At 67.3% G+C, this 12,265-nt stretch carries 10 protein-coding genes and 1 tRNA gene; 3 read left to right on the top strand and 8 right to left on the bottom strand.

What is annotated here, in order from left to right; all coding sequences use genetic code 11:
- Positions 1–45: 45 nt before the first annotated feature.
- On the bottom strand, positions 46–1,857 hold the full coding sequence (locus tag ABZ565_RS22240; RefSeq protein WP_361029459.1) for a 5'-nucleotidase C-terminal domain-containing protein: 1,812 nt from the start codon (positions 1,855–1,857) through the stop codon (positions 46–48).
- A 193-nt stretch (positions 1,858–2,050) separates the two neighbouring features.
- On the opposite strand from ABZ565_RS22240, the gene ABZ565_RS22235 reads away from it, so the two are divergent.
- Both ABZ565_RS22235 and pyk read left to right on the top strand, forming a co-directional pair.
- Positions 2,051–2,752 (top strand): SIMPL domain-containing protein, encoded by a 702-nt coding sequence (locus ABZ565_RS22235; RefSeq protein WP_361029456.1) that lies wholly within the window; start codon positions 2,051–2,053, stop codon positions 2,750–2,752.
- Between the two features lie 146 nt (positions 2,753–2,898).
- On the top strand, positions 2,899–4,332 hold the full coding sequence (pyk, locus tag ABZ565_RS22230; protein WP_361029453.1) for a pyruvate kinase: 1,434 nt from the start codon (positions 2,899–2,901) through the stop codon (positions 4,330–4,332).
- Positions 4,333–4,341: 9 nt separating this feature from the next.
- Here pyk and ABZ565_RS22225 read toward each other — a convergent pair whose 3' ends face one another.
- Together ABZ565_RS22225 and ABZ565_RS22220 are read right to left on the bottom strand one after the other, a co-directional pair.
- Entirely contained in the window at positions 4,342–5,121 is a 780-nt protein-coding gene (locus tag ABZ565_RS22225) for a helix-turn-helix domain-containing protein (protein ID WP_361029450.1), read from the bottom strand.
- A 111-nt stretch (positions 5,122–5,232) separates the two neighbouring features.
- Positions 5,233–5,305: transfer RNA gene (locus tag ABZ565_RS22220), tRNA-Leu, on the bottom strand.
- 100 nt (positions 5,306–5,405) lie between these two features.
- Between ABZ565_RS22220 and ABZ565_RS22215 the strand changes: the two genes are divergently transcribed.
- On the top strand, positions 5,406–6,056 hold the full coding sequence (locus ABZ565_RS22215) for a response regulator (protein WP_018518762.1): 651 nt from the start codon (positions 5,406–5,408) through the stop codon (positions 6,054–6,056).
- 66 nt (positions 6,057–6,122) lie between these two features.
- On the opposite strand, the gene ABZ565_RS22210 is transcribed toward ABZ565_RS22215, so the two are convergent.
- From ABZ565_RS22210 to ABZ565_RS22190, 5 genes are all read right to left on the bottom strand, one after another.
- Positions 6,123–6,839 carry an ABC transporter ATP-binding protein gene (locus tag ABZ565_RS22210; RefSeq protein WP_328899686.1) on the bottom strand — a complete coding sequence of 239 codons (717 nt, stop codon included), beginning with the start codon at positions 6,837–6,839 and terminating at the stop codon, positions 6,123–6,125.
- Positions 6,836–7,717 (bottom strand): ABC transporter ATP-binding protein, encoded by an 882-nt coding sequence (locus tag ABZ565_RS22205; RefSeq protein ID WP_361029446.1) that lies wholly within the window; start codon positions 7,715–7,717, stop codon positions 6,836–6,838. Before ABZ565_RS22205 ends, ABZ565_RS22210 begins: the two co-directional genes overlap by 4 nt.
- A 4-nt stretch (positions 7,718–7,721) precedes the next feature.
- Positions 7,722–9,500 carry a branched-chain amino acid ABC transporter permease gene (locus tag ABZ565_RS22200; RefSeq protein ID WP_361029443.1) on the bottom strand — a complete coding sequence of 593 codons (1,779 nt, stop codon included), beginning with the start codon at positions 9,498–9,500 and terminating at the stop codon, positions 7,722–7,724.
- Positions 9,501–9,505: 5 nt separating this feature from the next.
- The gene (locus ABZ565_RS22195; protein WP_361029440.1) at positions 9,506–10,435 is read right to left on the bottom strand and encodes a branched-chain amino acid ABC transporter permease; all 930 of its coding nucleotides are present in this window, start codon (positions 10,433–10,435) and stop codon (positions 9,506–9,508) included.
- Between the two features lie 95 nt (positions 10,436–10,530).
- A complete protein-coding gene (locus ABZ565_RS22190; RefSeq protein WP_361029697.1) occupies positions 10,531–11,748 on the bottom strand; it encodes a branched-chain amino acid ABC transporter substrate-binding protein in 1,218 nt (405 codons plus the stop codon).
- Between the last annotated feature and the right edge of the window lie 517 nt (positions 11,749–12,265).

The following is a 12,265-nucleotide window of genomic DNA, read 5'->3' as shown; positions in this document are numbered from 1 at the left end:
CGAAAAAAAGGGGAGGCGGAACGACCGCCCGCACCGACCGCGCGCCTAGAACACCGGCACACCGTCCCGCGTCAGCCGCCAGTCCACCGAAGCGAACTCCGCCGGGTCCACCGAACCCTTCGCCCGCACCCAGGCGATGATCGTGTTCCGGATCTCCTCCGAATTCGCCCACAGCTGCTTCGCCGCCGGGACATGCGGGAAATTACCGCCCCCGCTCGCCCGGTAATTGTTCACCGCCAGCACGAACTGCGCCTTCGGGTCGATCGGCTTCCCCCCGAACGACAGATTCACGATCCGCGAACCCACCGGCTTCGCGATGTCGATGTCATACGTCAGACCCGACACCGCGTCGTAGTTGTAATCCGGGGTGTTGTCCGCGTTCGTCAGCTTCTCCGGATCCACCGGAGCACCCGCCGCCGTCCGCACGTAGTACTTCGCCGAGAACTCCAGGTAATCCAGGATCTGCGCACCCGTCACCAGACGCGCCTCCAACGTGTTCTCGAACGGATACAGACCCGCCGCATCCTTGATCGTCACATCACCGGCCGGAATCCGCGCCGTACGCGAGAAGCACGACGCCTGCGACAGCACCGGAAGCTCCGCGTACTCACCGCCCGCCAGCGCCGCCTTCACCGTCTCCGCCTGGACGACGTTGATCAGATCGATGATCGGCTCGTCCTTCCACGCCGCCTCCGCCGTGGTCATCTCGGCGGCCGCCGTACCGATCACCTGATTGACGTACGCCACGACCTTCTTGTGCTCATCCGCCAGCAGCTTCGTGATCCTCCGGTCCTCGGCCGCCGTGTTCGAGTTCAGCACCCGCGAACCCGCCTTCTCGACCACCCAGCGGCCCTTCTCCCACACCACCTCGAAGTCGAACAGCGTCAGCCGCTGCCCCCACTTCAACGGCTCCGAGAGCACGACCTTCTTCCCGGTCTCCTTGTTCTCCACGAAGTACTCGGGAATCTCCAGATGCGCGTGACCCACCAGAATCGCGTCGATCCCCGGCACCTGCTCCGCCACCAGACCCGCCGCGTTCTCCACATACGGAATCTGATCCCCGTACGACGACGTCCCGCTGTTCCCCGAGTGCGCCGACACGATCACCACATCCGCGCCCATCGAACGCAGCCGCGGCACATACTTCGCCGCCTGCTCCTCAAGCCCCGGGAACACCATCTTCCCGCTCACGTTCGCCTTGTCCCAGATCGCGATCCCCGGGTTCGTCAGACCCAGGATCCCCACCTTCACATCCCGCCCGTGCGGCGTCCGCAGCTTCTTGATCACATACGGCGCGAACGCCGGCCGCAACGTCTTCGCGTCCAGCGCGTTCGCCCCGAGCAACGGGAAGTCGCACTGCTCCTCGAACTTCCGCAGCACCGGAATCCCGTAGTTGAACTCGTGGTTCCCCAACGCCGCCGCGTCGTAACCGATCGCGTTCATCGCCTGCGCCATCGGGTGCACCGGACCACGCTTCGCCGTGATCGGATCGATCTTCGCGTAGTAGTACGAGAGCTGCGTGCCCTGGATCGTGTCACCCGCGTCGATCATCAGCGTGTTGTGACGGCCCTTCTCCCGCCGCACCTGCTCCACCAGCGTCGAGATCTTCGCCAGGCCCACATCGTTGTGGTCCTTGTCGTCGAACTCGGCATCCGTGAAGTAGTCCCAGTTGAAGACGTTCCCATGCAGGTCCGTCGTCCCCATCACGGTGAACGCATACCGCTTCTGCGGACGCCCATGACCATCACCGTGCCCACGCCCATGCGCCTCGGCGGGCGACGCGACACCGCCCACCACCACCGCACCCGCGCCGGCCGCGGCCGATGTCCCCAGGAACGTCCTTCGGTTCAGCGGCATCTCGTTCTCCCACATATCGGTTCACTTGGTGCGAAGTTCTGTCGTACGCCGTCCAACAACGCGCGTAGATAATCACCCACGCACCACCCCCGGCAACACCCCCGGCAGGTTTCCGTTCCATGACCACCCATCGACCACACGCCGTCCGACGGTCAACACCCCACCTGTCACACCCGGATGCCACAGTGGACCCATGACCGAGCCCGCACAGCCCTACGGCACCCCGGACCAACCCCGCCTCGCCGTCCGAGGCGAAGCCCGCCTCGAAGTCGACCCCGAGATCGCCCGCCTCTCCATCACCGTCACCGCCCGCGGCAAGGACCGCCGCGCCGCCCTCGAAGACCTCACCCGGCGCAACGCCACCGTCCTCGAACTCGCCCGCACCTACGGCGACGCCGTCGAGAAGATCGAGACCGGCGCCCTCTCCATCCACCCCGAACTCGTCCAGCGCGGCCGCGACGAGAGGATCCGCGCCTACCACGGCCGCGTCTACATCACCGCCGTCCTCAACGACTTCACCGCACTCGGCGAATTCGTCACCCGCGTCGGCGACCTCGACATGACCCACGTCAGCGGACCCTGGTGGGCCCTGCGCCCCACCTCACCCGCCCACGGCGAGGCCCGCCGCCAGGCCGTCCGCGAAGCCGTCCAGCGCGCCCGCGAATACGCCGGAGCGCTCGGCGCCGAGCTCGCCGCCCTGGTCGAACTCGCCGACATAGGCGCGGAGAACGCCGCCCCCGTCGCATACGCCCGCCGCGCCGGTTACGGCGGCGCGGCGCCCGCCCCCGTCGGAGGGAGCGCCCCGCCGCCGCCCCCCGTCGACCTCGAACCCCAGCAGCAGACCGTGTACGCGCAGGTGAACGCCCGCTTCACCATGACTCCGCCGAAACTCTGAATTCCCGGCCGCACGGACCCCGGCGCGTGCTCATCCGAGCACGCCGCCGCACAATTCAACACTTGTCAATAACCCTTCACGCAAAGGTTGTTGAGCAGTCATTCACAGCCAATTACCTACCCATAGGTAAGGTCTAGGCTCGAACCATGCGCCGAGCCAAAATCGTTTGCACCCTGGGACCCGCAACCGACTCATACGACCAGATCAAGGCCCTCGTCGAGGCGGGAATGGACATCGCCCGCCTCAACCTCAGCCACGGCAGCTACGCCGAACACGAAGAGCGCTATCACCGCGTGCGCAAAGCGTCCGACGAGGCGCACCGCAGCGTGGGCGTCCTCGCCGACCTTCAAGGCCCGAAGATCCGCCTCGGACGCTTCCGCGAAGGCCCCGTACTCCTTGAACGCGGCGACGACTTCACCATCACCGTCGAGCCGATGGACGGCGACCGCAACGGCTGCGGCACCACGTACAGCGGCCTCGCCGCCGACGTCACCCCCGGTGAGCGCATCCTTATCGACGACGGCCGCGTCACCCTGGAGGTCACCGAGGTCGACGGCCCCCGCGTCCGCACCACCGTGGTCGAGGGCGGCATGGTCTCCGACCACAAGGGCCTCAACCTCCCCGGCGTCGCCGTCTCCGTCCCCGCGCTCTCCGAGAAGGACATCGAGGACCTGCGCTGGGCCATCCGCACGGGCGCCGACGTCATCGCCCTCTCCTTCGTCCGCAGCGGCCGCGACATCGAGGACGTCCACCGCGTCATGGACGAGGAGGGCCGCCGCCTCCCGGTCATCGCCAAGGTCGAGAAGCCGCAGGCCGTCGACAACATCGAGGACATCGTCGCCGCCTTCGACGGCATCATGGTCGCCCGCGGCGACCTCGGCGTCGAAATGCCGCTGGAACAGGTCCCGATCGTCCAGAAGCGCGCGATCAAGCTCGCCAAGCGGAACGCGAAGCCGGTCATCGTCGCGACGCAGATGCTCGACTCGATGATCGACAACTCCCGGCCCACCCGCGCCGAGGCGTCCGACGTCGCGAACGCGATCATCGACGGCACGGACGCGGTGATGCTCTCCGGCGAGACGAGCGTCGGCAAGTACGCGATCGAGACGGTCCGCACGATGTCCCGCATCGTGGAGGCGGCCGAGGAGGACATCCTCGCGAAGGGGCTCCCGCCGCTGACCGAACGCAACAAGCCCCGCACCCAGGGCGGCGCGGTGGCCCGCGCGGCGGCGGAGATGGGCGACTTCCTCGGCGCGAAGTTCCTGGTGGCCTTCACCCAGAGCGGCGACACGGTGAAGCGGCTCTCGCGCTACCGCTCGCCCATCCCGCTCCTGGCCTTCACCCCGGACCCGGCCACGCGTTCCCAGCTGAACCTGACCTGGGGCGTCGAAACGTTCCTGGGCCCGCACGTGGACTCCACGGACGCGATGGTGGCCCAGGTGGACGAGGAACTGCTGAAGATCGGCCGCTGCCAGAAGGGCGACGTGGTGGTCATCACGGCCGGCTCCCCGCCGGGTGTCGCGGGCTCCACGAACCTGGTCCGGGTGCACCACATCGGCGAGGACGACAGCCCGAAGTAGCGGGGCGGCTCAGTATTTCGGCCCGACGTGAGCGTCCATGAGTGCGACGGACGCCCGTCGGGCGACGGAGATGTTGTACCCCTTGCCCCCACGCGTGCAGTGCGTCCACTCGATGCCGAGCTTGTCGAGGGTGTCGGTGTACAGCTGCCGGATGTCGTCGGAGACGTTGGTGAACCAGTACCGGGGGTACTCGTACCGCTTCTTCACGCCACCGACCACGCGGGTCGTCCAGTTCATGGTCCGGCAGCCGTCGGAGTGGATGAGACCGCGGACGAAGTCCCAGGGATGGGCGTCCACGATCTCCTGCTGCCAGGGTTCGAGGGCGATGCGGCGGGTGTGCTTCATGCCTGGGCCGTGCTGAGGAAAGAGGCAGGTCCAATGCTTGGTGAAGGACTTGACTTCGACGCATCCGCTTCTGTGGCGTCGCGCAGTGCGCGGCACGGGCATTACTCGGCGGATGGCCGACTCGGCTGCGTCGATCAGCCCTGGGTGTGCCTCGCCGCAAAAGATCGACAGATGGTGCTGTTTCCGCTTTGAGATGATGTGGCCGTCGCCCAGGTAGAGGCCGAGTAGGTACGCGTAGGCGAGGCGATCGAATTCTCGCCCCGTGCACAGTGGGCAGTCGGTAGGTCGCTCGAATTGAATCCCGCGTTGCTTGCGATCTTCGTGCAGCCACCAACCGATTGTTCCGCGCGGCACATTGAGTAGTTCCGCAACCGCACGGTTCGTGGTTCCGCTCCGTAGGAGGGCGAGCGCTTCGTCACGTATCGACGGATTGTGCTGTTCCATGCGGCCGAGTCTTGTTCGATCTTCGCAGACTCGTGCCCGGCTTGAGGGTGTGTTCACCAGCAAGGGTGAAGATCGCCAATATCCCACTCGACCTTTAAATCGAAGGAGAAGTGCCCCGAGTCGGATTCGAACCGACGCTGTATGGGTTTTGAATCCATGGCCTCTACCGCTGGGCTACCGGGGCCCCTTCGAAACGAAGGATACGCAAGACCCTCCGTGCCTCAAACATACCGTAACTAGGTAGGCTCTTGGGAGCAGCACCCCTGTCTTGACCAAGGAGCCCCGTGACCACCCCCGAGTCGCCCCAGCCCGTCGCCGACGACGACAAGTCGCACGTCCCGCCGCTGACGACCCGCGTCGTCATCGCCGAGGACGAGGCACTCATCCGCCTCGACCTCAAAGAGATGCTCGAAGAAGAGGGCTACTCCGTCGTCGGCGAGGCCGGGGACGGGCAGCAGGCCGTCGAGCTGGCGCGGGAGCACAAGCCGGACCTGGTCATCCTGGACGTGAAGATGCCGGTCCTCGACGGGATCTCCGCCGCCGAGAAGATCGCCGAGGAGTCCATCGCCCCGGTGCTCATGCTCACCGCCTTCTCGCAGCGCGACCTCGTGGAGCGGGCCCGGGACGCCGGGGCGATGGCGTACCTCGTGAAGCCGTTCAGCAAGAGCGACGTCGTCCCGGCGATCGAGATGGCCGTGTCGCGGTTCTCCGAGCTGAAGGCCCTGGAGAACGAGGTCGCCGACCTCGCGCAGCGGCTGGAGACGCGGAAGCTGGTGGACCGGGCGAAGAGCATCCTCCAGACGGACTACGGGCTGTCCGAGCCGGAGGCGTTCCGGTGGATCCAGAAGACGTCCATGGACCGCCGGCTGTCGATGCAGCAGCTCGCCGAGGCGCTGATCGCGGACGCCGAGGAGAAGAAGAAGGCCGCCGAGTAGGCCCCGTAGAGCACAGGAAAGGCCCGCGCCACAGGAGGCGCGGGCCTTTCTCGTACCCGTAAGCGCTCAGTCCTCGCCCAGGTACGCCTTGCGGACGGACTCGTCGTGGAGGAGGTCCCGGCCGGTGCCGGAGAGGACGATCTTGCCGATCTCCATGACGTGGCCCTGGTCCGCGAGGGACAGCGCGGCCTGGGCGTTCTGCTCGACCAGGAGGATCGTCGTGCCGGAGGCGCGGAGTTCGACGATGGTCTCCATGATCTTCTGCATCATGATCGGCGAGAGGCCCATGGAGGGCTCGTCCAGCATGAGCAGCTTGGGCTGGGACATCATCGCCCTGCCCATGGCGAGCATCTGCTGCTCGCCGCCGGAGAGGGTTCCGGCGGCCTGCTTACGGCGTTCTCCGAGGATGGGGAAGAGGTCGTAGGCGCGCTGGACGTCCTTCTCGATGCCGGCCTTGTCGTTGCGGAGGTAGGCGCCGAGGAGGAGGTTCTCCGTGATCGTCAGCCGGGGGAAGATGTGGCGGCCCTCGGGGGAGTGGGCGAGGCCCAGGGAGACGATCTTGTGTGCGGGGATGTTGGTGAGGGGTTTGCCCTCGAAGAGGATGCGTCCGGCGAGGGGTTTGAGCAGCCCGGAGAGGGTGCGCAGGGTGGTGGTCTTGCCGGCGCCGTTGGTGCCGATGAGGGTGACCACCTGGCCGGCCTCGACGGTGAACGAGATGCCCTTGACGGCTTCGATCTTGCCGTAGGCGACGCGGAGGTCCTCGACCTCCAGCAGTGCGGTCATCGGTTGTCCTCCTCTTCCGTGCTCGTGGTGGTGGCGGCGCTCGCTTCGGCCTTTTCGACTTCGGCGACCTCGTCGGCGCCGGGGGCGCCTTCGAAGGGGGTGCCGAGGTAGGCGGCGATGACGCGTTCGTCGCTCTGGACCTCGGACGCGGTGCCTTCGACCAGTTTTTCGCCCTGGACGAGGCAGGCGACGCGGTCGCAGAGGTTGAAGATGAAGCGCATGTCGTGCTCGATGACGAGGACGGCGATGCCCTGGTCCCGGATCGCGAAGATGAGTTCTTCGGTGACGCGGGTTTCCTGGGGGTTCATGCCGGCGGTGGGCTCGTCCAGGAGGAGGAGTCCGGGGTCGCTGGCGAGGGCGCGGGCGATTTCCAGCTTGCGCTGGTCTCCGTAGGGGAGGTTGCGCGCGAGGTGGTCGGCCTTGTCCTGGAGGCCGATGAACTCCAGGAGTTCCATGGCGCGTTCGCGGCTGGAGTTCTCGGCGGCGTGGTAGCCGGGGAGGTGGAGGAGCGCCGACCAGAGCCCTTCCTTGGTCCTGGTGTGGCGTCCGACGAGGACGTTTTCCAGGACGGTCATGTTGGCGAAGAGCCGGATGTTCTGGAAGGTGCGGGCGATGCCGGCCTTGGTGACGAGGTGGGGCTTGGGCGGCAGGACGGTGCCCTTGTAGCTGACCGTGCCCTCGGTGGGGACGTAGAGGCCGGTGAGGCAGTTGAAGAAGGTGGTCTTGCCGGCGCCGTTGGGGCCGATGAGGCCGACGATCTCGCCGGTGTTGACCTGGAGGTCGACGTCGCGGACGGCGGTGAGGCCGCCGAAGCGCATGGTGACCCCGTTGGCGTCCAGGACGGTCGTCGTGGTGGCGGTGTCTGTGGTGGTGGTCATGGTGTTACGCCCCCGCCTTGGCGATGCCGGCGTCCGTCTCGTCGGACTTCCGGGGTGTGGGCACGTCGAGCTGGTCGGTCTCGTGGAATTCGAGCTGTTTCCGGCGGTCGGCGATCAGGCCCTCGGGCCGGAAGCGCATCAGGAGGACGAGCGCGATTCCGAAGAGGAAGAGCTGGTAGTCCTGCATGAACTGGAGCTTGGCCGGGATGAGGTAGAGCAGTGCGGCGCCGACGAAGGGTCCGCTGAGGGTTCCCATGCCGCCGAGGATGACGGCGGCGAGGAGGAATGCGGAGTTCGGGGGTACGGAGCCGGCGAACTGGTACTGCTCGGGTGTCACGGTGTAGTTGACGTGTGCCTGTACGGTGCCGGCGAGGCCGGCGAGCGTGGCGCCGAGGGCGAAGGCGAGCAGCTTGAGCCGGAAGGCGTTGATGCCCATGGCGGTGGCGGCGGTCTCGTCCTCGCGGATGGCGACCCACGCGCGGCCGATGCGGGATTCCCCGGAGCGGCGGAAGACGAGGACGACGACGGCGGTGACGACGAGCATCAGCAGGTAGTAGTTGGCCGGCCTGCTGAGGGTGAAGGGTCCGACGTCGTGGCTGAGGGCGAAGTCGATCCCGAAGAGGTTGAGGTCGGGGATGCTGGGGATGCCCTGGGAGCCGTTGGTGAGGTCGGGGCCGCTGTTGCCGTTGAGGTTGTTGACGGTGACGCGGAAGATCTCACCGAAGCCGAGCGTCACGATGGCGAGGTAGTCGCCGCGCAGCCGCAGGGTCGGGGCGCCGATGAGGACGCCGAAGATCATCGAGACGACCGCTCCGGTGAGGACGGCGGCCCAGAACGGGAACTTGACGCCGATTGCGGAGAGGGGCGCGCCGGAGACCAGGGCGGCGGTGTAGGCGCCGACGCCGAGGAAGGCGACGTATCCCAGGTCGAGGAGGCCGGCGAGGCCGACGACGACGTTGAGGCCCAGGGCGACGGTGGCGAAGATGAGGATGTTGACGCCGATGAGGGCGTATTCCGCGGTGTCCTGGGTGAAGGGGAAGCAGAGTGCCGCGACGAGGGCTGCGGCGAGGGTGACGTTGCGGTGCTTGGCGGTCAGCGCGGTGAGGCGGGCGATGAGGCCGGCCCGGGTGAGCGCGGTGAAGGCGAAGCCCGCGGTGATGAGGAAGCCGATGAACTGTTCGGAGTCCTCGGTGGGGATGTCGATCCCGTAGGTGAAGACGTAGAGGGCGAGGCCGAAGGCGACCGCGATGATGATGATCTCGGCCCAGCCGGGGAGGGCCTTGGCGCGGGGGGCCGACGGCGCGGCGAGGCTGTTGCGGAAGCGCTGCCAGGCGTTCGGCGCGGGGCCGTCGGTGGAGAGCGGGACGTCGTAGGGGAGGGCGAGGGAGGCGATGACGGCGATGAGCGCGCCGATGCCGCTGACCCAGGCCCCGGGTTCGAGGTTGACGACGCCGCCGAGCTCGTAGGAGATGGCGCCCATGGCGTAGCCGGTGGTGCCGAGGGTGGCGAGGGCCGCGAGGCGGACGGGGCTGTTGGTGCCGGCGGGGGTGAGCCAGCGGAGTCCGGGGATGCCGTAGCCGGTGAGGGCGAGGAGCAGGGTGAGGACGGCGCCGGTGAGGGTGAGGACCTGGAGGCCGCCGGGGTAGCCGGTGACGGTGAGGTCGCCGGGGAATTCGGAGGTCCAGGTCCAGGGGAGGAGGGTGCCGGCGAGGGCGGCCGCGGCGCCGGTGAGGGTGGCGATGCGGGCGGCGGGGGCGGGGATGGGGAGGAGTGCGGTGGTCATCCGTATCACGCCCTGTCCGCGACGCGTTCGCCGAGCAGGCCCTGGGGCCGCAGCAGCAGGACGACGATGAGGAGGACGAAGGCCCACACGTCCTTCCACGCGCCGCCGCCGAAGAGGTCCATGCCGGGGACGTCGCTCATGTAGCCGGTGGCGAGGGATTCGGCGAGGCCGAGGACGACGCCGCCGAGCATGGCGCCGTAGATGTTGCCGATGCCGCCGAGTACGGCGGCGGTGAATGCCTTGAGGCCCATGAGGAAGCCCATGCGGAAGCCGATCTGGCCGTTCTTGAGCCCGTAGGCGACGGCGGCGACGGCGGCGAACGCGGCACCGATGGCGAAGGCCATGACGATGATGCGGTCGGTGTTGATGCCCATGAGCTTGGCGGTGTCGGGGTCCTGGGAGGTGGCCTGCATGCCGCGGCCGGAGCGGGTCTTGGAGACGAAGAGGCCGAGGGCGATCATGCAGACGGGGGCGGAGATGAGGACGAAGAGGTCACCGCGCTGGACGTGGGCGCCGAAGAGTTCGAAGGCGTCACCCTTGAACTGCGGGAAGGGGTGGTCCTTGGTGGCGTCGGGGTACCACTTCCAGATGGCCTGCTGGAGTGCGAGGGAGAGTCCGATCGCGGTGATCAGCGGGGCGAGCCGGGGGGCGTTGCGCAGGGGCCGGTAGGCGAAGCGTTCGGCGGCGACGCTGACGGCGACGGAGCATATGACGCCGCCGATGATCATGAGGGGGACGATAGCGAGGAGGTTGGAGCCGGCCGGCATCCAGAGGTACACGGTGAGAGCTCCGAAGCCTCCGATCATGAAGATCTCGCCGTGGGCGAAGTTGATGAGCTGGATGATTCCGTAGACCATCGTGTAGCCGATCGCGATGAGTCCGTACATCGCGCCGAGGATGAGTCCATTGGCCAGCTGTTGCGGCAGTTCGTGCACCGCAGGGCCTCCGTGGAGTGGTTCGGATATGGCACCGCGCGGGAGTGCTCGTAGCGCTCCCGCGCGGTCTGGGGTCGGTCGGGCGTGCCCGGGAGTTACGGCTTGTACGCCTCGCTGAGCTTGGAGACCCACTTGCCGCCGTCGACCTGGTAGGCGGTCATCATGGTGTTGGTGGTGTCGCCGTACTGGTCGAAGGAGACCGGGCCGGTGACGCCGTCGAACTTGACCTTGCTCATGGCGTCGAGCACCTTGGCGCGGGCGTCGTCGGGGAGCTTGCCGTCGTTCTCGGAGACGGCCAGCTTGACGGCCTCGATGATGGCCCAGGTGGCGTCGTAGGTGCCGCCCCCGTAAGCCTCGTAGGCGTCCTTGTAGCCGGCGGTCTTGTAGTCCGCGATGAACTTCTTGGCGGAGTCGAGTTCCTCGACGGGCTTGCCGACGGAGGTGGCGATGTCGCCCTGGGCCTTCTTGTTGAGCTTGATGAAGTCGGCGCTGTACATGCCGTCGCCGCCCATGAGCGGGATCTTGACGCTGTCCTTGAGCTGCTGGCTCAGGGGGGCGCCGGCGGGGTACTCGCCGCCGTAGTAGACGGCCTTGGCGCCGGACTTCTTGACCTTGGTGACGACGGCGTTGAAGTCGCGGTCGTCGGGGTTGACGTGGTCGGCGCCCACGATCTTGCCGCCGAGGCCGGTGAAGGTGGCCTTGAAGGAGGCCGCGAGACCGGCGCCGTAGGGCTTCTGGTCGTCGATGAGGTAGACCTGCTTGATCTTCGCGTTGTTGTACAGGTACTTCGCGGCGAAGGCGCCCTGGATCTGGTCCGTGGTGGCGGTGCGGAAGTAGGTCTTGAAGGGGCGCTTCTTGTCGCCGGTCTTCCAGTTGTTGCCCTGGGTCAGCTCGGTGCCGGTGTTGGCGGGGGAGACCTGGGTGAGGCCGGCGTCGTTGAGCGGCTTCTGCATCGACTGGGAGACGCCGGAGTTCAGCGGGCCGACGACACCGACGACCTTCTTGTTGTCGATGAACTTGGTGGCGTTCTGCTGGCCGACGGAGGGCTGGGCCTGGTCGTCGAGCGGCTGGACCTCGAAGGTGATGCCGGGGACCGTCTTCTCCTTGTTCGCCGTTTTGGCGGCGAGGTCGGCGGAGTTCTGGATGCCGAGGCCGAGGGCGGAGAGGTCACCGGTGAGCGGCGCGTCGACGCCGATGACGACGGTCGTGTTGGAGCTGCCGCTGTTGCCGTCGCTCTTGTTGTCGTCGTCGCGCGACCCGCAGGCGGTGAGCGTCAGTGCACCGGTGGTGAGCACTGTGGTGAGGATGAGCAAAGAACGGTGTCGCACGAAAGGTCCTTTCCCTGGCGCGGCCTCCTCTGCTTGAGGTGCCGTGTCGTTCGCCGGGCCGTACTGGGTTGGTACAGGGCCGTGCTTGCAGACGCGCCCGGCGGCGCGGTGACTGGCCGTGACTCTAAGGGCAGTGGTGGGGGTCGGGAGTGGTGCCGGCCAAGGATGTGACTGTCTTGTTATGCCCTTGAGCAAGGCTTGAGGTGGCTGGGTGGACATGTACGGCTTTTTACCGGACCGTGAAGTGACCGCAATGTGAGAACGCGCAGCTCTGCTAAGGGGCTTGAGGTGATCTTGCTGCTGTCGCCCGGCGGGGGTCCTGTGCGGGGGCACGGAGGCATGCCGAGGGGCCCGGTGGCTGCGGGGCCGGGCTGATCGCGTCGCGGCGGGGCGCTGCACCTCGGGTGTTGGTTACACTGCGTAACGGTTGCGGGGGTGGGGCGACGCGGTGTGGTGGCGGGAGCGGGTGAGGTGTGGCAGACGAGTGGGCCACGGAACGGAG

Source organism: Streptomyces sp. NPDC016469 (assembly GCF_040632905.1).
GTDB lineage: Bacteria > Actinomycetota > Actinomycetes > Streptomycetales > Streptomycetaceae > Streptomyces.
The sequence above is the reverse complement of the archived record's forward strand: the minus strand, read 5'-3'. Positions and strand labels throughout refer to the sequence as shown.